Genomic DNA, 21,233 nt, shown 5'->3' with positions numbered 1-21,233 from the left:
CGGCCGAACTCAACGGCCGCCCACGCAAAACGCTCGGCTGGGAAACCCCAGCCGAGCGCCTGCATAAACTGCTCACCGCCTGATCAACACAAACCCACGTGTTGCAACGACCCCTAGAAACCGCCGCGTTGTACAGGGGGCCCTTCTTAACACCGGGACGCGTCGGCGTCAGGCCGGCGGCTCGCCGAGCAGCGCCGCGAGCAACTCCAGGTCCGCCGCCGTCAGGCTCGCCACCTGATGTACGCCGTCGCGCGCCTCCAGCGGCACTTCGGCCGGCACCGCGAGCACCGCCGCGCCGGCGGCGAGAGCGCTGGCCACCCCGGTCGGGGAGTCCTCGATCGCGACACAGCGGGCGACCGGCACTCCGAGCAGCCGGGCGGCGGTCAGGTACGGCTCCGGGTGCGGCTTGGCCGCGTCCACCTCGTCACCGCACACCACCGCGTCGAAGCTGTCCCGCCCCAGGGTGTCCAGGGCCACCTCGACCAGCGCCCGACCACTCGAGGTCACCAGGGCCGTCGGGATGCCCGCGGCGCGGACGGCCCGCAGCAGGGCCAGCGCTCCGGGCCGCCAGCGCAGTCCGGTGCGGAACAGCTCCAGGATCCGCGCGTTGATCCACGCCGCGCTCGCGTCCGGGTCGCGTTCCGGCTGGCCCAGGTCCTCGTGCAGGATCCGCATCGAGGCGGCCATGCTCGTGCCGACCATCGCGCGGCGGGCGGTCGTGGAGAGCACGCCGCCGTACTCGGCCGCCAACTCGCGTAGCGCGACGTCCCACAGCTTCTCGCTGTCGACGAGCGTGCCGTCCATGTCGAAGAGCACGGCGGCGGGGTGACGGCTGCTCAGCGGGGCCTCCTCACGGTCGACGTACCCGCCGATCCTGCCAGCCGCCGCGACTGCTCCCGCCGGGCTCCCGGCCCTCAGTGACCTACGCCGCTCGCCGTACCCGGGCGGTCCGTCCGTGGAGATGCCGCTGGCCGGCACCCGGGTTCGGGTGCCGGCCAGCGGCGTGGTTCCCCCTGTGAGGAAGGTCTGTGGTCAGCTGGTCCAGTGCTCGGCGACGAGGTCGGCGGCCTGCTGCTCCCACTGGGCGTAGTGGTCCGGGTAGGCCGAGACCTGCACGGTCTGCGCGGCCACGGTCAGCGGCATGTCCTGCCACCCGTCGACCTGCTTGAGACCCTTCAGGAACGCCATCGTCGAGTACTCCGGGTCGGTGATCTGCTCGACCGTGCCCCACCCACTGGACGGACGCTGCTGGAACAGGCCCTGCGAGTCGTGGTCGTTGCGCTCACCCAGATGACCCAGGTTCTCCAGCTTCGACTCCTGCAACGCCGTGCCGATCGCCACCACCGCGGCCCGCTCGTCCATGCCGGCCTTCTTCGTCGCCGCGATGATCGCCTTGACGTTGGCGACCTGCTCATCGGACAGGTCGATCCGCGACTGCGCACCCTGCACACCATGCGGGATCAGCTTGCCCATGTCGGGCTTGTCGGCCTGCACCGCCACAGCGGCGGCCGGGGCCGTTTCGACGGCCGGGGCCGCGTGCGCGGCAACCGGACCGGCGACCATGCCACCGGCGAACGCCAGACCAGCAACACCCAGAACGCTCTTACGGAAGATCGTGTTCATCAGAAAGCTCCATTCGGGGGATTGGCACCACCACCCGGGGGGACGGGCGTGGTGGTGCAAGCACCATCCGAGGCGCTCACAAGACTTGGGGGATGGACACCCGGCCGGGGCGGGGGGACTGCCTCACGGCGCCGGGTCCAGATGTAACGACCGACCGGCCGACATCATTCCGGCCCACCGCCAACGGGCCCGAAGCCCACGCGGTCCTACTCGATCGTCCACGTGATGTAACGACCCCGAGCCCGCCACCATTCCGCCGACCGGGTGCCCCCGACCACACCCACAAACCGGACACTCACCCAAGAGCGCACCCCTGATCACACACCGGACCCGAGGCGGCGAATCCATGATTCAGATGATGTCGGGCCGGTGTTTTTGGCTGCTGGAGACCGGCACAGCATCATCTGATCAGCGAGGCGCGAACCGGGTCACCGCCGGACGAGCAGCCCGGCCGCGACCGTTACGTCAGGTCGCAGGCGTCGAGGGACCGCTCGTACCCCCGGAAGAACGCCTCAGCACGCTGTTCCGGGCTGCCGTGCGAGCCCTCGGCGAACCACGGCTGATCCGGGGCGTCCCCTACGGCGAGCAGCCCTTCGCGGAACTCCTCCAGGTCACCGTCGTCGATCCGGAGCGCCTCGGAGCGGACGGAGTCGCCGAGGTACGCCCCGGCCATGCAGTCGGCCTGCAGCTCCTGCTGGATGGTGAACGAGTAGCGGATACCGAGCCGGGTCTGGATCCCGTGGGCGTACTCGTGGCCGAGCAGGTAGAACACGAACGCGTCCCCGATCTGCCGGAACGCGCCGAACGACCAGCGGATGTCGTACGCGATGAAGTCGCCGGCGGAGCAGTAGACCGCGTTGTTGCGGGGTATCTCCTGTCCCCCACAGGTCACCTCGCCGTCGCGCTGGTACGGGATGACCCGGCGGATCGGCTGGAACCGTTGCCCGGAGGCACGGAACTGTTCGGACCAGTACCGTTCGGCGATGCTCCGGGCGTCGGCGACGTCCTGCTGGAACTCCTCGACGGTGTCGGTGCCGTCGGCGCGGGTGGTCGCCGTGCCCGACGGGGCGGAGCGAGGCTGGTCGGGCGCCGGGGCTCCGCCGGGGTCGGAGGTTCCCCCGACCAGACAGCCACCCGCCACCACCAACGCGATGACCAGGCCGAAAAGGGTGCCGTCCGGCCGTCGTCCCACCCGCCTCGTCACTGTGCCCTCCCCGGCCGCCGGCGATGCGGCGTGCAGTACCCCGACGGTCCGCGCGTCATGCCGACCGGTGGTATCTACGCCGCCCAGCGGCCGGCGGTTCAGCCGACCGCCCGGGTGACGCGGTCCGCTTGCGCGAGCAGCCGCCGCCGGCGACACGCGCACCGCCGCCGGCGACACGCGCACCGCCGTGCGCCCGCCGGCGCGGGCACCGGGGAGGATGTCCGGAGTGCGGCGGCGGCTTCGACGTTTCGGGTGAGCGGCACCGAGCGGCGGTGCCGGCACGAGGAGGCACACATGAAGTACATGATCATGCTGTACGGCTCGCAGCAGGACTACGACGCGATGGCCGGCCGGCCCGGCGGCAAACCGGTGATGTCGCCGGAGCAGGTCGCGGCGATGCACGCACACATGGGGTCGGTGCACGAGAAGCTGGTCGCCTCGGGCGAGCTGGTCGACGCGCAGGGCCTGGTCGCCCCGGTGCACACCCGCCGGGTGCAGCTCGACGGGGGTGTGCCGGTGGTCACCGACGGGCCGTACCCGGAGACGCAGGAGGTGCTCGCCGGCTACACCGTCGTCGACTGCGCCAGCCTGGACCGGGCGATCGAGATCGCCGCGCAGTTCGTCAACCCGGACGCCCCCGGGGAGTACGTGGACGTGCGCCCGGTCGCCGAGGGCATCGAGGATCTCGACGGCTGACATGGTCGCGGTGGCTGTCGAGGACCTGCTGCGTCGCCTGGCGCCGCAGGTCCTCGGCGCGCTGGTCCGCCGGTACGGCCACTTCGACCTCGCCGAGGACGCCACGCAGGAGGCCCTGATCGCCGCCGCGCAACGGTGGCCGCACGACGGCGTACCCGACGACCCGAAGGCCTGGCTGGTCGCCGTGGCGGCGCGGCGCCTGACCGACCTGCTGCGCCGCGAGCAGGCGCGCCGGCGGCGGGAGGACACGGTGGCCCGGTGGACGCTGCCCGCCGACCGGGTGGCCCCGGCCGCCGACCGGGACGCGGCCGACGCCGATGACACGCTGGTCCTGCTGGTGCTGTGCTGCCATCCCGCGCTGTCGCCGGCGTCCCAGATCGCGCTCACCCTGCGCGCGGTCGGCAGCCTGACGACCGCCGAGGTGGCGCGCGCCTTCCTGGTGCCGGAGGCCACGACGACCCGGCGGATCACCCGGGGCAAGCAGCGAATCCGCGACAGCGGGGTGCCGTTCCGGATGCCCGCCGGGGCCGAGCGGGAGGCGCGGCTCGCGGCCGTCCGCCACGTGCTCTACTTGATCTTCAATGAGGGGTACGCTGCCACGACCGGCCCGGCCCTGCTGCGCACCGACCTCACCGCCGAAGCGATCCGGTTGACCCGCCTGCTGCACCGGTTGCTACCCGAGGATCCGGAGGTGACGGGACTGCTGGCGCTGATGCTGCTGACCGACGCACGGGCGCCGGCCCGGGTCGGCCCGGAGGGCGAACTGGTGCCGATGGCCGAGCAGGACCGCAGCCGGTGGAAGGCCGACCAGATCGCCGAGGGGCTCGCGCTTGTCGACGCGGCGCTGCCGCGCGGGCCGGTCGGCCCGTACCAGGTGCAGGCCGCGATCGCCGCTCTGCACGACGAGGCGCCCAGCGCCGCCGACACCGACTGGCCGCAGATCACCGCCCTGTACGAGGTGCTGCTGGGTATGTCCGACAGCCCGGTGGTGGCGCTGAACCACGCCGTGGCGGTGGCGATGAGTCGGGGCGTACCGGAGGGTCTGTCGCTTGTGGACGGTCTCGCCGCGCGGGGCGTGCTGGCCGGCGACCCGCGGCTGCCGGCCGTCCGGGCGCACCTGCTGGAGCGGCTCGGCGACCACGAGGGTGCGCGGGCGGCGTACCTGACGGCGGCGGCCCGGTCGACGAACCTGGCGCAGCAGCGCTACCTGCACGCCCGCGCGGCCCGCCGCATGCCCTGACCGGGCCCGGCCGAACGCTCAGGGGCTGGCGGCGAGGAAGACGAACGCCGCGAGCAGCACCAGGTGGACGCCGCCCTGCAGGACGGTGGCCCGGCCGGGCACGACGGTCAGCACACCGGTCACCACGGTGAGCGCGAGCAGCGTCATCTGCGTGCCGCCGAGGCCGAGGAGCAGCGGCCCGTCCAGCCAGATGGAGGCGATCGCGATGGCCGGGATGGTCAGGCCGATGCTGGCCATCGCCGAGCCGAGGGCAAGGTTGAGGCTGATCTGCACCCGGTCCAGGCGGGCCGCGCGGGCCGCCGCGAGTGTCTCGGGCAGCAGCACCAGCAGGGCGATGACGACACCGACGAACGACGGTGGCAGGTTGACCCGGGCGACGGCGGCCTCGATCGTCGGCGAGACGGTCTTGGCGTCACCGACCACGGCGACCAGGGCGACCAGTAGCAGCGCAAGGCTGACCAGGGCGGTACGCGTGGAGGGCGGTTCGGCGTGCTCCTGGTTGTCGACCGGCCGTCCCTCGGTGTCGACCGGCAGGAAGTAGTCGCGGTGGCGGCCGGTCTGCACCAGCACGAACAGCGCGTACAGCGACAGGGACGCCACCGCCGCGAACGCCAGCTGGGCCGGGCTGAACTGCGGGCCGGGCCGGCTGGTGGTGAAGTTCGGGACGACCAGACTGAGCACGGCAAGCGTCGCCACGGTGGCCAGGGCCCCGCCGGTGCCCTCGGAGTTGAACACCGCCACCCGTCGGCGCAGGGCACCGATCAGCAGCGACAGGCCGAGGATGCCGTTGCAGGTGATCATGACGGCGGCGAAGACCGTGTCCCGGGCCAGCGTCTGCGTCTTCTCCCCACCGCTGATCATCAGCGTCACGATGAGGGCGACCTCGATGACCGTCACGGCGATCGCGAGGACCAGCGACCCGAACGGCTCCCCCACCCGGTGGGCGACCACCTCGGCGTGGTGGACCGCTGCGAGGACCGCACCCGCCAGCAGCACGCTGAGCAGCAGCACCATCGGCCCGGACAGGACCTGGTTCCAGGTCACGCCGAGCACCAGGACGGCGAGCAGCGGCACGACGACGGTCCAGTCGGTCAGGCGGGAGCGCAGCGCGGTCATGCCCCCAACCCTGCCAGATTGATCATGAGTGGGACCGAGGTGTCGGGGAGGCGGCCTCTCCTGGACGCGGGTCATTATCGTGTGAGCCGTGCGGCCCCGGATCCACGTCTCGGTGTGGGGCGAGCCCGCGCCGTCGGCCCCGGCGATCCTCGTCCACGGCACGTTCACCTGGGGCACGCTCGCGTTCGCGCACCAGCGGCCGCTGGCCCGGCACCGCCGCCTCCTGCTGCCGGACCGGCGCGGCTTCGGCACCAGCCCCGACCTCGACGGCGGCGACGTGACAAGCGACTACCGCATCGACGCCGAAGACATCTTGGGCCTCATGACCGGCGGCGCACACCTGGTCGGGCACTCCTACGGCGGCACGGTCGCGATGCTCGCCGCCGCCGCCCACCCCGACCGGATCCGCTCACTGACGCTCATCGAACCGTGCGCACACACCGTGGCCGCCGACGAGCCCGTCGTCGCCCGGGCCATCGAGGACGGCCGCCGGTTCATGGCCGACGCGCGGCGCGGAACGCCCGAGGAGTACGTCGACGTGGCGTACGGCGATCGCCGGCGGCCCGAACCGGCGGACCGGCTGTTGCGCGCGGCGCGGACGGCCCTGCACGAGCGACCCTGCTGGCTCGCCGACCTGCCGACCGAGCCGCTGGCGCGCCTGGACGTCCCGAAGCTCGTGATCGTCGGTGGCTGGGAGACCGTCCCGCCCGGCTACCTGCCGGGCATGGCGGACGTGATGCGTGCGGTCTGCGGGCGGGTCGCCGAACGCATCGGCGCCCGGCTGGTACGCGTGCCGGGCGCCGCCCACGAGCCGCACCGCGAGCAGCCCGACACCGTCAACGCCTTGCTGGCCGAACTCTGGTCAGGCGCTCCCGACGGCTCCGGCTCCGGCTAGTCCTCGACGACGAACTCACGTAGGGCGTTCGCTTTAGGGCACGGTCGAACACCTATTTGGCGTTGAAGAGATCCCGGCACTTCCGGGACCTGCGGTGATAGCCCGGAAGGGCTTGTGAGCAGGAGAAAGGGCTCGCAGTAGCTCTCACTGACTCGCATTGAATCACGGCGGCGTGTGCCCAAGATGTGCCCACCGCTCCCCCAGATATAGACGGACCCGGACGCAGCGACTCCACCGCTGGCCGGGCCCTTGATCGCCCCAGGAGGCGACCCGTCATGACCCTACCGACCCTGCCCGGATGCGGGCAGCCGGCAACCGTACGCATCGAGATCTTCAGCCCGGCTTCCGGCCCGTCCGGCGGCAGCCTCGACGGCTCCCTGTACGCGTGCGAGCAGCACGCCGCCGACATGGTGACGGCCCTGCAGGCGGCCGGCTTCAACGCCTACCGAGTGTCCGGCGGTGACCGGGTGAAGCGGTGCGGTGAGGGCCTGGACTTCACCGGCCCCGCCCCGCAGCCGCTGACCGCGCCGGAGGTTCAGCACCCCACCTGGTGCATCCGCGGGAAGCTCTGCACCGATGAAGGGATCCACCACTCCCGGCCGTTGACCGTGGTGTCTGGCGACGCGCTCGACCTGGTTCGTATCTGGTCGGAGCGGGCGTGGACCGTCGACCGGGTGAGCTTCGTTCTCGAGACCACCGTCGAGGGTGCGGTCGGGTACACGTACCTCACCACCGAGCAGGCGCGGGTGTTGCGGCACCTGCTCGGCCGGCTGCTCGACCAGTCGAAGGGTTCTTCCCGGCGCCGGGAAGAAGGACATTCCGGCGGCGCGCGGTGAGGCGGCGGGAGCGGTGGTGGCGGCCGGCGGCGTCCACCCGCCCCGGCACCCGCACCCGGCGGCGGGCACGGATGGTGTCGGAGGACCAGGCTGCGCGCAGCTTCGAGCTGGGCTATGAACTCGGGCAGCGGGACGAGCGGAAGCATGCTTCCGACCGTGACGACATGCTGCGCCGGCTCGCGGATGCGTGCGAGGACGGCCCGGATGCGTTGACCGCGCTCGCGCGTGAGGTCGGCGTGATGCCGGCCGACGACGGCGCGCAGCTCGTCGACGAGGTCGAGCGGTGGCTCCGCGAGCAGTAGTGTCCGTCCCCCGCGCGCGCGGGCGCGAGTTGATCTCCTCAACCATGGTGGAGGAGATCAACGTCCGTCCCGCGCGCGCGCGGGCGCGATGGGTTTCCGAGAAACGCAAGTCTTCGGAATTCGGAAACGCCCCCCGCGCGCGCGGGCGCGACACCAGATGAGGGCGACCGGGACGGTATCCCGGTCGCCCTCATCTTGTCGTCGTCTACTTCGGTCGTGATCCCGCCGGCCCGGTCGGCTTGGGTGGGCCGCCCGGTCGCGGACCAGCCGGACCGGACGGCCGCACCGTCACGCCGTGGTCGGGACGTCCAGCAGGCGGCAGGCCTGCGCCCGGACGACCTTCGCCCCGGTCATCCGGTACAGGGTCAGGTTCCGCTCACCCTTCGGTCGGGAGTTCGAGCCCATCCGGGGGGTGATCTCTACGAACGACCCGATCCGGTCCGCGATGCAGTAGGCCTGCTTCAGCGAGCCATACACGATCAGGTAGTTCGACTCGCTGGCCGCGGTGTTGAGGGTGCCGTCCATGTTGCTGGTCTCCCACACCCGCTTGCCGAGCAGCATCGGCGGGTTGGTCATCAGCTCGGGGAACTTGATCGCCCCGTTCGTGGTCTCGAACTGCCGCGCCGTGTTGATGGTGCGGATGTTCGTGTACCAGGCGGCGCCCTCGGAGAACCGCGGCGGCAGCGCGTTCTGAAGGGCGTAGATGTCGGCGGCGATCAGCGCTTCCGTGCCGGTGCCGTTGATCTCCGAAGAGGTGCCGGCGAGTCCCGTGATCAGACCCTGCGGGGCGCTGGTGCCGTTGCCGGTCGTGAACGCGGTGGCCTCGAGCTGGTCGACGGCGTCCATGACGACCGGCTGCAGCTCGGCGACCAGGTCCCGGGTCGACCACGCCAGCTCGTAGCTGTAGATCACGTTGCAGTCGGCGAGGAACAGCGGAATGTCCACCTCGGCCAGCGCCGGCGACCCGTCCGCCGCTTCTGCCGCTTCGGTCTTCCACTCGGCCGTTGCGCCGGCGGACGTCACCACCCGGTGCTGATTCGTGGCCGTCTGCACCACCCGCGAGTTGCGGCGGATCGGGTTGATACTGCCGTCGTTCGTGAGCAGGATACTCGGATCGAGGCTGAGTGGGATCAGCTCCTGGCCGGCGTTGTTCCCCGTCGACATCGCCGCCCGCATCTCGTCGCCGAGCGCCCGCGCCCGCCGGTACGCCTCCGACTCGCGGGCGTCCCACGTCAGGTGCCCGCGGGCGGGGTCGGCGAGCAGCTTCCCGAACGCCCGCAGGTAGTCGGGGTCCCCGGCGGCCTCCGCCCACCGGGCGGCGTTGGAACGCTCGTCGGTGGTGCCGGTACGGAGCAGCCGGTCCACCTTGTCCGCGCTGTGGGTGGGCAGTTCGCCGGAGCGCTCGGCGGCCTCGATGAACCGCAGCGCCTTGTCGCGCTTCACCCCGGTCCGGGCGCTGTCCCCGCCGTCTTGGCGGGCGCCGTCACCGCCGATCACGCTGCCGCCGGCGGCCAGCGCCGACACCGCGTCGCGCATCTCGTCGTCCAGGCGGTCGACGTCGGCGCGTGCCTTCTGCTGGCCGGCGGACAGCCGCTCCCACCGCTCCGACTGACCGGCGGTCGGGGTGCTCTCACCGATCGTCTTGTCCAGCTCGGCCATGTCCGCCTCGATGCGGGACCGCTTCGCCCGCGCCTCGTCCAGCTCGGCCCTGATGATGCTGATTGCTCGTGCCATTGCTACTCCCTCGGAAAGGCACGGTGAATGGATCGCCGTTGCTCCGAGGGAGGCCCGAACGGGCGGCCCTGGTCGGATGCTCGCGCCGGTACTGGTCGACGGGGCGGGAGGCTTTCGCGGCCCGCGGCGCCGGCCCCGGGCGCGGCCCGGTGGCAGATCGATCATAAGTCACTCGACGACATCGCCGAGACGTTGCCCCGGCTGCCACGCCGCCAGGATCTCCAGATACCGCTCGCGGCCACCGAACGCCACCGGCCCGATCTGGTCGATCATCCCGGCGAAGAAGACAGCCAGCACCACAAGGTTGACCGTCGCCAGCACCGCCTCGCCGCCGGCTTCGTCGTCGCGCGCCATCGCTGCCAGGAACGCCACTGCGGCGCCCATCACTTCGTCTCGCTCCTGCTCTGCGGTCATCTCGGTCCCTCTCAACGGGTAGGGGCGGGGGTCAAGCACGTGATCATGGGCATCCCGCGACCCCCAGCACGTAGGGCGCTCGCAGGATGTACGGGTTCCACGGAATCCGGGTTACGCCGCATCGCCGTCCTTCGGCCGGCGGAACGACTCCCACACCCGCGGATCCGGCGTCCAGGAAAGCGACGTCGGCCGCACCGTCCCCACCACCGTCGCGTCCCGCACCCATCCCGTAGAGAACGGGATCCGCCGCCGCTTGAGTCGGCGGCGCAGCCTCGCCGTGCCCTCAGCAGCGGCGAAGGTACGCATCTCCCGACGACCCGACTCCGGATCCGTCCACGTAATCACGATCATCGGTCCCCCTCCGGGTCGGCCGGCGGCTGGTCACCGCGCCATCCCAACCGCGCCCGCTTCCGCTGCACCTTCGCCCGCAAGTAGGCCAGCACCGACCATCCGGCCGCATCCAACGCCGCACGCACCCGCGGATCAGTCGACGGCAAATCCTCGTCGAGCAGAGCGGCCGGGAACGGCTCCCGCGCGCTCGTGTCCTTCCGGCGCCTCACGCCGCACCCCGATACACACCCCGGATACCCCGCCGCTGCGTACGCGCCGGCTCCTCGTCCTCACCGATCGGCACCCGCAGCGCCACCAGCAGCCGCGCGAGCGTGATCCGCTGCTGCCGCAGCTCCACCAGCGCCGGATGCGCCCGCGTGCCGTCATCCTTCGCCGCAACCATCGGCCCCTCCTCGTCGACGACCGCCTGCAGCCGGTCGCAGAGGTCAGCGGTACGCGCCGCCTGCCGCAGAAGGGCCAACTCCTGCTCGGTGAGGTCGAACTCCTCGACAACCGCCTTCCATAGCCGGCGGCCGGCGGTACCTAGCCCCCTCGGTGCGGCTGGAGCGCTCACAGTTGATCTCCGTTCGTCTCGATGGTTTCAGGTCGTCCGGTCGGAGACGCCTGACGGAACTGAGCTGGGTCAGGTGATCTTGCCGGCCGTGTCCGGTACGCCCCCCTTCCCTCGCCCTGGGTCACCACTGCCGGCTCACTCTCGACCGTGGTTCGGTCTGCTGCTTGCGAGCGCGGATGCGTTGCTGTGCAAGGGCTTGTCCAGCACGACGGTTGCACGCTCGATGGGAGAGGCGACGCTCACCACCGACACCACCGGTGAGGGCTAGGGGTGGGTGGTGGTCGTAGTCGAGCAGCATGTCTCGGTACATCGGTTCACCGCAGAACGGGCAGGGCGAGCCGGGCTTGAGGTTGCGTAGGGCTCGGGCTCGTGCCTGCTGGTGGGGCCAGCCGTACGGGTTGCCCGCACCGGCGGGGCGGGGGCGGGTCACCCTGCCCACCCCCTTTGTGGTGTGCCCCCGGTCATGGCTGCTCGCCCTGGGCGATGGCGCGCATGCCGGCCCGGAGGTCGGTGCCGTGCGCCTGGGCGACGTCGAACGATGGGCTGAGGATGTGCTCGGCGAGGGTGCGTAGAGCGTTGGCGCAGACGTAGCCGAAGGTGTCGGGTCCGACGCGGGTGAGGGTGTCGGTCTGGATGCGGTCGAGGGCGGCCGCGTCGTCGCAGTGGGCGGCGAACGCGAACGCCAGCTTCGTGCCCTCGTCGGTGATCATGGTCATGTTGGTCACGCCGAGCGGCTGCCCGTCGTCGCCAACGATCACGTACGTGTCGTCAGTCATGTGTCGCTCCTGATGTCCTCGGGCAGCACCCACACGGCGCCACCGCCGAAACCCTGCCGGTCGCTGACGATGCCGGCCCGCGAGCGGGCGCGGCGGATCGTGCGCTCGGCGAAGTCGTACTTCCGGGCGGCGGCCACCACGTCCTTAGCGGCGGCCTGCCCGCCGTTGTCGGCGAGGTAGCCGCGTAGCCACTTGACCGCGGCGTCGGTCTCGCCGCGCTCCTCGTCCACCGGGCCGGCGAGGATGTCCCGCACGTTGCGGTCACTCGTGCCGGTCCACGTCAGGTGCCCGGTGCCGGCCGGTCCCTCGTCGGTGTCGACCTGGACGCCGTCGACCCGGTACGTCAGGGCGGGCACGTCGAGCCGACCAAGGTTGCTCTTCTCCACCGACAGGACGCACGAGCCGTCCTCGGCGTCCGGGTCGCGGGCGGCCACCAGGGCGAGCCGGGCGACGGCGGAGAACGCGCGGCTACCGAGGATCAGGTTCACCGGGTCGGTGCCCTGCGCTTTGCCGAGGTGCACAAGGCCGATGACGGCACAGCCGGTGTCCTCGGCCAGCTTGGCGAGAGGTTCGAGGGCGAGCCGGACCTCCCGGTCGCGGTGGTGGTCGAGCCGGCCGTCGATGACGCTGGTGAGCGGATCGAGCACCAGCAGGGCGACGTCATGGCGGGTGATGTACGCCTTGAGCCCCTGCACGTCGAGCGGCAGCGTCAGCCCGGTCACGATGCCGTCCTCGGTGGCCTGCACCCGGCCGATCGCGTTGAGGTCGGCGGCGGCGGCGATCAGCCGGGGCGTCATGGTGAACTCCCACGCGTCCTCGGCGGTGGCGAACAGCACCTTCGAGGGGGTGCCGTGGCGGGAGCCGGGCAGCGTGCCGCGGGTGAGGTGCGCGGCCAGGTTGACCGTGATGAGGCTCTTGCCGATGCCCTCGCGGCCGGCGAGCAGGGTCAGCGACCCGGCGGGTACGCGGTCGGGCCAGAGCCACCGGACGGGGCGGGGCCGGTAGGCGCTGGCGAGGGTGACGAACACTTCCCGTCCGGCCGTTCCGGCCACCGCGGCCTCATTCCGGCCGTTCGTGCCAGGACTCGGAGTGCTGGCAGCAATGGCAGGAACGGGGCCGGAATGGATCGGCGCCGGGGCCGGTGGGCAGTTCCAGCAGGAGCCGTCCGGGTCGAGCCCCACCCCGCACACGGGACAGTCACGGATGTCGGTCACGCGGTGTGCCCCTTCATGGCGAGCAGGATCTCCCGCTCGGACTCCTCGGCGATCCGGGTCAACCGCAGGGCCTCCGGGTCGACGTGCTGCTCGATCGTGGCGTCGAGCCACTGCCGCAAGGTCGGCGGCGGCACCGCCTCGATCTCGACGGACGGACCGCGCCACGGCACCCGCTCGCCGGTCAGCGCGTCCCGGTAGCTGGGCTTCTTCGGCTCCGTACCAGGCAGGCTCAGCCGGGCCACGTCGTCGGCGTCCACGGCCAGGCGGCACCAGGCGATCGAGCGGCCGGAGAACTCGATCAGCTTGGCCTTGAGGTTGGACTCGATCTCGTAGCCGTGCGGGTCGTGGTCGCCGACGTAGTAGACGACCACCGAGCGCGGGTCGCGCCGGTACTGCTCTCCGGCGCCGTAGGCGAACGAGTCGGACGTCTGTCCCTTGATCGGGTAGAGCGGGACGTCCCACTTGGAGGTGACCGGGTAGAGCACGCCGGCGATGGACTCGGACTCACACCAGACCTCCACCGCGACCTTTGACGTGCGCCAGAGGTCGCGCCGATAGGAGGCGGCGGCGGTGTCGAGCAGCTCGTCGATGGAGCCGTAGGTGGTCGGCTTGCGCATCCACCGGTTGGTGTCGACGATCCATGACCACGGGATCCGGCCGGTCCGGCGTAGGTGCAGCACCGCGCGTTGGATCTTCTCGTAGCCGGACTGCGTCTTCTCGACGATCCCCCGGGTCGTGGCCGTGTAGTAGGTGAACCTGATGCCGGTCGGCTGGTTCTCCCGGACGATCTCGTAGACCGCTTCGAAGCGGGCTTCCATCTCGTGCCGGCTCGCCCGACGCCGCTTTATGCGGCCTGCCCCGTAAACCTCGCTCATGCGGCACACACCAGCGGAGCGTCGGCGGCGGCCTCGCGTTCCGGAACGCCGAGGGTCATGCCGCCGGCGGCGTACGGCTCCGCTTCCCGGAGGCGGGAAGCGTCGAGCAGGTCGCCGAGGCGGGCGGCGGCACGTCGGCGGGCGGTTACCGGGTCGCCGCCGCGGCGGTACAGCCAGGCGGGCGGAGTGGTCAGACTCAGCACGTCTGCCGGGGTGATGTCGGCGAGGTCGGTTACGCTGTCGGGGACGTGCTCGCCGGCCGTCTTGGCGCCCGCCCCGGAGTTACCAGCCACGGGGCGGGCGTTCGTCGTCTGCGGCATGATCAGGCAGCCGCCTTGCTGCTGGCCTGGTTATCGAGCCACTTCTCCACGTCCGCCCACCGGTAGCGGCGGTGCCGTCCGACCTTCGAGAACCGCGGCCCGGTTCCCCGGTACGACCACTGATCGAGGGTGGCGACGGGCACGCCGAGGTAGTCGGCGACTTCCGCCGACGTCGCGAGCGGTCTGCTCTGGCTCATTTCTGGTACCTCCACGGACCAAACCTTGGACTTGTTGGGATCATTCACGAAGCGTTGTCAAGAGTCAAGAAGGTCCGTAAAGTGGTCCGTCATGGACCAGTCACCAGTAGTGCTCCGGCCCCACGAGACCCTTGTTGAGCGCGTCAAGCAGCTGCGGAAGGCGCGCGGCTGGTCGGCCCAGAGGCTGGCCGACGAGATGGCGAAGGTGGGCGTGCCGTGGGAGCGGATGATCGTGACCAAGCTGGAGAACGGCCGGCGGGCCGGCGTCTCCGTCGAGGAGATGTTGGCGCTCGCGTACGTGCTCGACGTAGCGCCTGTTCACCTTCTGATCCCGCCCGTCGCGAGCTCGGGTGAGGAACGCTTCTACGCGATGGTGCCCAACGTCGGGATGCCGCTACGAGACGTCCGCGAGTGGGTCCGCGGGAAGGAGCCGGCCGCCGGGCAGGATCCGCGGCCGTACTTCAGCGAGGTACCGCCGGAAGAGCGGGACGGCGCGCAGTGGTCGGCCGCCGACGTCGCGGCGGAGAGCGCCAGGATTCAGTACCACCGGAAGAACGGGGACCGACTGCGGTCGGGCGAGATCGACTCCGACACGTACTGGACAGGCGTCGTCGAGGCGGAGCGCGCGGCGCGGGCGGCCGTGGAGTCCGGTCGTGGCGACGGTTGAGCGGGACCCGTCGCGACGGAAGACACCGTACGTGGTGCGGTGGCGGGACGAGGCCGGCCGGCAACGCAAGCGCGGATTCACGCGGAAGCTCGACGCTGACCGCTACCGCGCCGAGGTCGAGCACAAGCTTCACACCGGGCAGTACGTGGACCCGAAGGCCGGGAAGGTCACGTTCGAGGCGTACGCCGAGCAGTGGCGGGCGATGCAGCCGCACCGGCCCAACACCGCGGCGCGTACCCGCTCGCAGCTCACGCGACACGCCTACCCGGTGCTCGGCTCCCGGCCGCTGGCGCAGATCCGGGCCAGCGAGCTACAGGCCTTCGTGACCGGGTTGAAGCTCTCCCCCAGCTCGGTACGGCCCGTGTGGGCGACCGTGCGGGCGATCCTCTCCGCCGCGGTGCGGGACCGGTTAATCCCGTACGACCCGGCCGACCGGATCAAGCTTCCCGAGCTACCGCGCCAGCAGATCACTCCGCTCTCGGTCGAGCAGGTCGACGCGCTCGCCGCGGCGATGCCGGCCCGGTATCGGGCGCTGGTCGTGGTCGGCGCCGGGGTCGGGCTGCGCCAGGGCGAGGCGTTCGGGTTGCAGGTGGCCGACGTCGACTTTCTGCGCCGCGCGGTCACCGTTGAGCGGCAGGTCCAGCCGGGGACGGGCGGCGTCGTCGAGGAGTGCCCGCTCAAGAACCGGTCGAGCTACCGGGTGGTCCCGGTGGGGCGGGTGGTGGTCGACGCGCTCGCCGGGCACCTGGCGGAGTACAAGGCGACCGGCACTCAGTGGATCTTCCGGGACGGGGACGGCCGGCCGCTGTCCCGTACCCGGTTTAACAAGGAGGTGTGGGCGCCGGCACGGGATGCTGCCCGGCTGCCCGAGGTCACGTTCCACGATCTCCGGCACTTCTACGCGAGCGTCCTGATCGGTGCCGGCCACAACCCGAAGGCGGTAGCGGAACGGTTGGGCCACGCTGACCCGGCGATGACGTTGCGGGTGTACGCGCACCTCTGGCCGGACGACGACGACAAGACCCGGCAGGCGATCGACGACGCTTTCCGCCGTAGCGCATAGCTTCCGGCATTGACTCTGGCATCACTTCCGGTACACTTCCCAGCATGGATAGGGAAGCGTTCAACGAGCTACGCCGCGAGGCGAGCCGCGAGGCAGACGCGCAGAAACGCGAGCTAGCCACAGAGATCATCAACGAGCGCCGGCGAGAGGCGGGTCGGGCGGCCGATGCCGAGAAGGTCCGGGAGAACCGGCTCCGTCGGATGGCCCAGCGGCAAGGGCTCACACTGGTCAAGTCGCGGCGGCGCGACCCGCGGGCGACCGACTACGGGATGTACTGGCTAGCCGACACGCACACCAGCGCCCTGGAGACGCCCGAGCAGGGCATGACGCTCGACGAGATCGAGGCGTACCTCAAGGGCTGATGTGCCCACCAGGTGCCCAAGCTTCGGAGGTTGATCTACGGTGATGCAGGTCAGACCGCGTTCCCCGCCCGCTGCGCCTATTTGGCGTTGAAGTAGCTCGCCTCCGGGTGGTGCACGACGATCGCGTCGGTGGCCTGCTCCGGGACCAGCTGGAACTCCTCCGACAGCTGCACGCCGATCCGCTCCGCCCCCAGCAGCTCCACGATCTTCGCCCGGTCCTCCAGATCAGGGCAGGCCGGGTAGCCGAACGCGTACCGGCAGCCCCGGTAGTCGGTGCGCAGCAGCCCCGCCAGGTCGGCCGGGTCGTCGTCGGCCACCGTACGGCCGCCGGGCAGGGTCAGCTCGGCGCGGACCCGCCGGTGCCAGTACTCGGCGAGCGCCTCGGTGAGCTGCACCGACAGGCCGTGCACTTCGAGATAGTCCCGGTACTCGTTGCGGGCGAACAGCTTCGCGGTGTACTCGCTGATCGGCTGGCCCACGGTGACCAACTGCAACGCCACGACGTCCAGTTCCTCGCCACGGGGGCGGAAGAAGTCGGCCAGGCACAGGCGCCGCTCCTGGCGCTGCCGTGGGAACGAGAACCGCGCCCGCTCGGCGTGCCCGTTCTCGTCGAGCACGACCAGGTCGTTGCCCTCCGAGTACGCCGGGAAGTACCCGTACACGACGGCCGCCTCCAGCACCTGGTCGGCGATCAGCCGGTCCAGCCAGTAGCGCAGCCGCGGCCGGCCCTCCGTCTCCACCAGCTCCTCGTACGTCGGGCCCTTGCCGCCCCGGGCGCCGCGCAGCCCCCACTGCCCGAGGAACGTGGCCCGCTCGTCGAGCAGCGCCGCGTAGTCCGCCAGCGGCACGCCCTTGACCACCCGGGTGCCGAAGAACGGCGGGGCGGGCACGTCCACGTCGGTGGCCACGTCGGAGCGCACCGACGCGTCGTGCAGCTCCGGCAGCGACTCGGTGACGACGGCGCGCTGCCGCTCCCGGCGCGCCCGGCGGGCGGCCAGCGCGGCCTCCCGCTCCGCGTCGACGACCGGCGCCCCACCGCGCTTCGCGGTCATCACCCGGTCCATCAGGGACAGACCTTCGAAGGCGTCGCGCGCGTAGTGCACCTGCCCGGGGAACATCGACCGCAGGTCGTCCTCAACGTACGCCCGGGTCAGCGCCGCGCCGCCGAGCAGGACCGGCCAGCGCTCCGCGACGCCGCGCGAGGCCATCTCGGCCAGGTTCTCCTTCATGATGACCGTGCTCTTCACCAGCAGCCCGGACATGCCGATCGCGTCGGCGCGGTGCTGCTCGGCGGCCTCCAGGATGGCGTTGATCGGCTGCTTGATGCCGATGTTGACCACCTCGTAGCCGTTGTTGGACAGGATGATGTCGACCAGGTTCTTGCCGATGTCGTGCACGTCGCCCTTGACCGTGGCAAGCACGATGCGGCCCTTGCCGCCGTCGTCGGCCTTCTCCATGTGCGGTTCCAGGTACGCCACCGCGGTCTTCATCACCTCGGCGGACTGGAGCACGAACGGCAGCTGCATCTGGCCGGAGCCGAACAGCTCGCCGACCACCTTCATGCCGTCCAGCAGGATGTCGTTGATGATCGCCAGCGGCGGCGTTCCGGCGGCCATCGCCGCGTCCAGGTCGGCCTCCAGGCCGTTGCGCTCGCCGTCGATGATCCGCCGCTTGAGCCGCTCGTTCAGCGGTAGCGCCGCCAGTTCCTCGGCCCGGCTGGCCCGCGCCGAGGCCGCGTCGACGCCCTCGAACACCTCGATGAACCGCTGCACCGGGTCGTAGCCGTCCCGGCGCCGGTCGTAGATCAGGTCGAGCGCGACCTCCCGCTGCTCCTCCGGGATCTTCGCCATCGGCAGGATCTTGCTGGCGTGCACGATCGCCGAGGTCAGCCCGGCCTGCACGCACTCGTGCAGGAACACCGAGTTGAGCACCTGCCGGGCCGCCGGGTTGAGGCCGAACGACACGTTGGAGATGCCCAGGGTGAAGTTGACCCCCGGGTACCGGGCGGCGATCTCACGGATCGCCTCGATCGTCTCGATGCCGTCGCGGCGGGTCTCCTCCTGGCCGGTGGCGATCGGGAAGGTCAGCGCGTCGATGAGGATGTCCGACCGGGACAGCCCCCAGCGGCCGGTCAGGTCGTCGATCAGCCGGCTCGCGACGCGTACCTTCCAGTCCCGGGTGCGGGCCTGGCCCTCCTCGTCGATGAGCAGCGCCACCACCGCGGCGCCGTGCTCCCTGACCACCGGCATCACCCGGGCGTAGCGGGAGTCGGGGCCGTCACCGTCCTCGAAGTTGACCGAGTTGACCACGCACCGGCCGCCCAGCATCTCCAGGCCCGCCTCGATCACCGCCGGCTCGGTCGAGTCCAGCATGATCGGCAGCGTGGAGGCGGTGGCGAACCGCGCGGCCAGCTCGCGCATGTCCCGGGTGCCGTCGCGGCCCACGTAGTCCACGCAGAGGTCCAGCAGGTGCGAGCCGTCGCGGGCCTGGCTGCGGGCGATCTCCACGCAGGCCTGCCAGTCCCCGGCGAGCATCGCCTCACGGAACGCCTTCGAGCCGTTGGCGTTGGTCCGCTCCCCCACCATCAGGACGCTCGCGTCCTGGGCGAACGGCACGTGATGGTAGATCGACGAGACCCCCGGCTCCGGGCGCGGCTCCCGCGCCACCGGTCGCCGGCCGCGCAGCCGCTCCACAAGCATCCGGATGTGCTCCGGGGTGCTGCCGCAGCAGCCGCCGACGAGCGAGACGCCGTAGTCGGTGACGAACTGGTCCAGCGCGTCGGCCATCTCGGCAGGGGTCAGCGGGAAGTACGCCCCCTCGGAGGTCAGCACCGGCAGTCCGGCGTTCGGCATGACCGACAGCGGGATCCGCGAGTGCTGGGCCAGGTAGCGCAGGTGCTCGCCCATCTCGGCCGGGCCGGTCGAGCAGTTCAGCCCGATCAGGTCGACGCCGAGCGGCTCGATCGCGGTCAGCGCGGCGCCGATCTCGCTGCCGAGCAGCATGGTGCCGGTGGTCTCGACGGCCACGTGGCAGATGATCGGCACCCGCCGGCCCAGCTCGGCCATCGCCCGCTTCGACCCGGTAACCGCGGCCTTGACCTGGAGCAGGTCCTGGCAGGTCTCGATGATCAGCGCGTCCGAACCGCCGGCGATCAGGCCGGCGGCGTTCTCCCGGTACGCGTCCCGCAGCGAGGCGTACGAGGCGTGGCCCAGGGTGGGCAGCTTGGTGCCGGGCCCGATCGAGCCGAGGACGAAACGCGGCTGCTCCGGCGTCGCGTACGCGTCGGCGGCCGCACGGGCCAGCCGGGCGCCCGCCTCGGACAGCTCACGGATGCGCCCTTCGATGCCGTACTCGGCGAGGTTGGGCAGGTTCGCGCCGAACGTGTTGGTCTCCACGCAGTCCGCGCCCGCCGCCAGGTAGGCCTCGTGCACCCCGCGGACGACGTCCGGACGGGTCACGTTGAGGATCTCGTTGCAGCCGTCGAGACCGTCGAAGTCGTCGAGGGTCAGGTCGGCCGCCTGGAGCATCGTCCCCATCGCCCCGTCGGCGATGAGGATCCGGTCCGCCAGCGCGTCGAGCACAGAGATCTCCACGGCTTCAGGTTAGTGCGGTCGCTCGCGCCTCGGTCGACACCGGCTGGCGGGTCCCACATTCTGTCACCCGGATCACCCTGTCCGGTTCACGTGGTATGGCCGGCCGGCCCGGGGCGTGACCGGCGCGGCCGGCGGGCCGCGTCCCGCCCCGGCACGTAGGCTGGCAGACGTGAGGGACTACAGCGACACCGCGGTGCACCGCGGGCGGCCGGTCGGGGACCGCCCCGGCGCCGTCCCCGACGAGCGGAGCGAGGTGGCGGCGTGACCGAGTTCGACGGACTGCCGGTGCTGCGGTCCCCCGTGGCGATCGCCGCATTCGAGGGCTGGAACGACGCCGCCGACGCGTCGACCGCCGCCGTCGAGCACCTGGAGCAGGTGTGGCAGGCCCGGCCGATCACGGAGCTGGACCCGGAGGACTTCTACGACTTCCAGGTCAGTCGCCCCACGATCACCATGTCCGACGGGGAGACGCGCAGGGTGGAATGGCCGACCACCCGCTTCATGGTCGCCAGCCCGGCCGGCACCGAGCGGGACGTGGTGCTGATCCGCGGCATCGAGCCGAGCATGCGGTGGCGGACCTTCTGCGAGCAGGTGCTTGAGATCTGCCACAGCCTCGAGGTCGAGCGGGTCGTGCTGCTCGGCGCGCTGCTGGCCGACGTTCCGTACACGCGGCCGCTGCCGATCAGCGGCAGCGCGTCGGACAAGGACGCCGCGCAGCGCTACCAGCTCACTCCCACCCGTTACGACGGCCCCACCGGCATCGTCGGGGTGCTGCACGACGCCTGCACCCGGGCCGAGGTGGACGCGGTGTCGTTCTGGGTGCACGTGCCGCACTACGCCAACAACCCGCCCTGCCCCAAGGCGACCCTGGCCCTGCTGCACCGCGTCGAGGAGGTGCTCGACCTGCCGGTGCCGATGGCCGACCTCGCCGAGGAGGCGGCCGAGTGGGAGCAGCGGGTGCGCAGCGCCGCCGAGCAGGACGCCGAGCTGGGCGAGTACGTCCGGGAGCTCGAGGAGCGGGTCGGCGACGCGGGCATCACCCCGCTGACCGGGGACGAGATCGCCCAGGAGTTCGAGAAGTACCTGCGCCGCCGGGGCGGCTCCGCCGGCCCGACCGCCGGCTCCTGGTGATGTTCGTTCGCTGATCGGGCCCCGGCTTCTTCCGGGGCCCGTTTCGTTTCACGCCGCTGCGCGTGTCACGC

At 71.4% G+C, this 21,233-nt stretch carries 22 protein-coding genes; 9 read left to right on the top strand and 13 right to left on the bottom strand.

The annotated features are described in order from the left end of the window. Positions 1 to 168: 168 nt before the first annotated feature. The 3 genes from ABTW87_RS19620 to ABTW87_RS19610 form a co-directional block, all read right to left on the bottom strand. A complete protein-coding gene (locus tag ABTW87_RS19620; RefSeq protein ID WP_350652256.1) occupies positions 169 to 816 on the bottom strand; it encodes an HAD family hydrolase in 648 nt (215 codons plus the stop codon). A 216-nt stretch (positions 817 to 1,032) separates the two neighbouring features. Further along, entirely contained in the window at positions 1,033 to 1,623 is a 591-nt protein-coding gene (locus tag ABTW87_RS19615; protein ID WP_350652255.1) for a hypothetical protein, read from the bottom strand. A gap of 460 nt (positions 1,624 to 2,083) precedes the next feature. Next, positions 2,084 to 2,827, bottom strand: a complete 744-nt coding sequence (locus tag ABTW87_RS19610) for a neutral zinc metallopeptidase (RefSeq protein ID WP_350652254.1) — start codon at positions 2,825 to 2,827, stop codon at positions 2,084 to 2,086. A 294-nt stretch (positions 2,828 to 3,121) separates the two neighbouring features. Here ABTW87_RS19610 and ABTW87_RS19605 point away from each other — a divergent pair, with 294 nt between their 5' ends. Beyond that, positions 3,122 to 3,523: a YciI family protein gene (locus ABTW87_RS19605; RefSeq protein WP_350652253.1), complete on the top strand. Its 402-nt coding sequence runs from the start codon at positions 3,122 to 3,124 to the stop codon at positions 3,521 to 3,523. 1 nt (position 3,524) lies between these two features. After that, positions 3,525 to 4,763, top strand: a complete 1,239-nt coding sequence (locus ABTW87_RS19600; protein WP_350652252.1) for an RNA polymerase sigma factor — start codon at positions 3,525 to 3,527, stop codon at positions 4,761 to 4,763. Between the two features lie 18 nt (positions 4,764 to 4,781). Here ABTW87_RS19600 and ABTW87_RS19595 read toward each other — a convergent pair whose 3' ends face one another. Continuing rightward, positions 4,782 to 5,879: a calcium:cation antiporter gene (locus ABTW87_RS19595; RefSeq protein ID WP_350652251.1), complete on the bottom strand. Its 1,098-nt coding sequence runs from the start codon at positions 5,877 to 5,879 to the stop codon at positions 4,782 to 4,784. 88 nt (positions 5,880 to 5,967) lie between these two features. Here ABTW87_RS19595 and ABTW87_RS19590 point away from each other — a divergent pair, with 88 nt between their 5' ends. The 3 genes from ABTW87_RS19590 to ABTW87_RS19580 all read left to right on the top strand — a co-directional run bounded on the left by ABTW87_RS19590 (position 5,968) and on the right by ABTW87_RS19580 (position 7,912). Further along, entirely contained in the window at positions 5,968 to 6,774 is an 807-nt protein-coding gene (locus ABTW87_RS19590; protein ID WP_350652250.1) for an alpha/beta fold hydrolase, read from the top strand. 275 nt (positions 6,775 to 7,049) lie between these two features. Continuing rightward, the gene (locus ABTW87_RS19585; RefSeq protein WP_350652249.1) at positions 7,050 to 7,610 is read left to right on the top strand and encodes a hypothetical protein; all 561 of its coding nucleotides are present in this window, start codon (positions 7,050 to 7,052) and stop codon (positions 7,608 to 7,610) included. Next, positions 7,607 to 7,912 carry a hypothetical protein gene (locus ABTW87_RS19580; protein WP_350652248.1) on the top strand — a complete coding sequence of 102 codons (306 nt, stop codon included), beginning with the start codon at positions 7,607 to 7,609 and terminating at the stop codon, positions 7,910 to 7,912. The genes ABTW87_RS19585 and ABTW87_RS19580 overlap by 4 nt, the downstream gene beginning before the upstream one ends. 288 nt (positions 7,913 to 8,200) lie before the next feature. Here ABTW87_RS19580 and ABTW87_RS19575 read toward each other — a convergent pair whose 3' ends face one another. The 8 genes from ABTW87_RS19575 to ABTW87_RS19540 form a co-directional block, all read right to left on the bottom strand. Continuing rightward, entirely contained in the window at positions 8,201 to 9,646 is a 1,446-nt protein-coding gene (locus tag ABTW87_RS19575; protein WP_350652247.1) for a phage major capsid protein, read from the bottom strand. A gap of 168 nt (positions 9,647 to 9,814) precedes the next feature. Beyond that, on the bottom strand, positions 9,815 to 10,060 hold the full coding sequence (locus tag ABTW87_RS19570) for a hypothetical protein (RefSeq protein ID WP_350652246.1): 246 nt from the start codon (positions 10,058 to 10,060) through the stop codon (positions 9,815 to 9,817). 556 nt (positions 10,061 to 10,616) lie between these two features. Further along, positions 10,617 to 10,964 (bottom strand): hypothetical protein, encoded by a 348-nt coding sequence (locus ABTW87_RS19565; protein WP_350652245.1) that lies wholly within the window; start codon positions 10,962 to 10,964, stop codon positions 10,617 to 10,619. 461 nt (positions 10,965 to 11,425) lie between these two features. Next, positions 11,426 to 11,740, bottom strand: a complete 315-nt coding sequence (locus tag ABTW87_RS19560; protein WP_350652244.1) for a hypothetical protein — start codon at positions 11,738 to 11,740, stop codon at positions 11,426 to 11,428. After that, positions 11,737 to 12,792 (bottom strand): AAA family ATPase, encoded by a 1,056-nt coding sequence (locus ABTW87_RS19555; protein WP_350652243.1) that lies wholly within the window; start codon positions 12,790 to 12,792, stop codon positions 11,737 to 11,739. Before ABTW87_RS19555 ends, ABTW87_RS19560 begins: the two co-directional genes overlap by 4 nt. Positions 12,793 to 12,950: 158 nt before the next feature. Beyond that, entirely contained in the window at positions 12,951 to 13,772 is an 822-nt protein-coding gene (locus ABTW87_RS19550; protein ID WP_350652242.1) for a hypothetical protein, read from the bottom strand. Positions 13,773 to 13,825: 53 nt separating this feature from the next. Next, on the bottom strand, positions 13,826 to 14,149 hold the full coding sequence (locus ABTW87_RS19545; RefSeq protein ID WP_350652241.1) for a hypothetical protein: 324 nt from the start codon (positions 14,147 to 14,149) through the stop codon (positions 13,826 to 13,828). Positions 14,150 to 14,151: 2 nt separating this feature from the next. Continuing rightward, a complete protein-coding gene (locus tag ABTW87_RS19540; protein WP_350652240.1) occupies positions 14,152 to 14,346 on the bottom strand; it encodes a helix-turn-helix transcriptional regulator in 195 nt (64 codons plus the stop codon). Positions 14,347 to 14,437: 91 nt separating this feature from the next. Here ABTW87_RS19540 and ABTW87_RS19535 point away from each other — a divergent pair, with 91 nt between their 5' ends. Genes ABTW87_RS19535 through ABTW87_RS19525 form a run of 3 tightly spaced genes read left to right on the top strand, consistent with a single transcriptional unit; the run spans position 14,438 to position 16,438 of the window. Then, entirely contained in the window at positions 14,438 to 15,013 is a 576-nt protein-coding gene (locus ABTW87_RS19535; protein WP_350652239.1) for a helix-turn-helix transcriptional regulator, read from the top strand. Then, on the top strand, positions 15,000 to 16,076 hold the full coding sequence (locus ABTW87_RS19530; RefSeq protein WP_350652238.1) for a tyrosine-type recombinase/integrase: 1,077 nt from the start codon (positions 15,000 to 15,002) through the stop codon (positions 16,074 to 16,076). The genes ABTW87_RS19535 and ABTW87_RS19530 overlap by 14 nt, the downstream gene beginning before the upstream one ends. 44 nt (positions 16,077 to 16,120) lie before the next feature. Then, positions 16,121 to 16,438: a hypothetical protein gene (locus tag ABTW87_RS19525; protein WP_350652237.1), complete on the top strand. Its 318-nt coding sequence runs from the start codon at positions 16,121 to 16,123 to the stop codon at positions 16,436 to 16,438. Between the two features lie 77 nt (positions 16,439 to 16,515). Here ABTW87_RS19525 and metH read toward each other — a convergent pair whose 3' ends face one another. Then, a complete protein-coding gene (gene metH, locus ABTW87_RS19520; protein WP_350652236.1) occupies positions 16,516 to 20,031 on the bottom strand; it encodes a methionine synthase in 3,516 nt (1,171 codons plus the stop codon). Positions 20,032 to 20,292: 261 nt separating this feature from the next. Between metH and ABTW87_RS19515 the strand changes: the two genes are divergently transcribed. Then, positions 20,293 to 21,162: a PAC2 family protein gene (locus ABTW87_RS19515; RefSeq protein WP_350652235.1), complete on the top strand. Its 870-nt coding sequence runs from the start codon at positions 20,293 to 20,295 to the stop codon at positions 21,160 to 21,162. Positions 21,163 to 21,233 lie beyond the last annotated feature (71 nt).

It is taken from the genome of Micromonospora sp. NPDC126480, from assembly GCF_040302465.1.
In the GTDB taxonomy this organism is placed as follows: Bacteria; Actinomycetota; Actinomycetes; order Mycobacteriales; family Micromonosporaceae; genus Micromonospora.
This window is presented reverse-complemented; position numbering and strand designations above follow the sequence as displayed.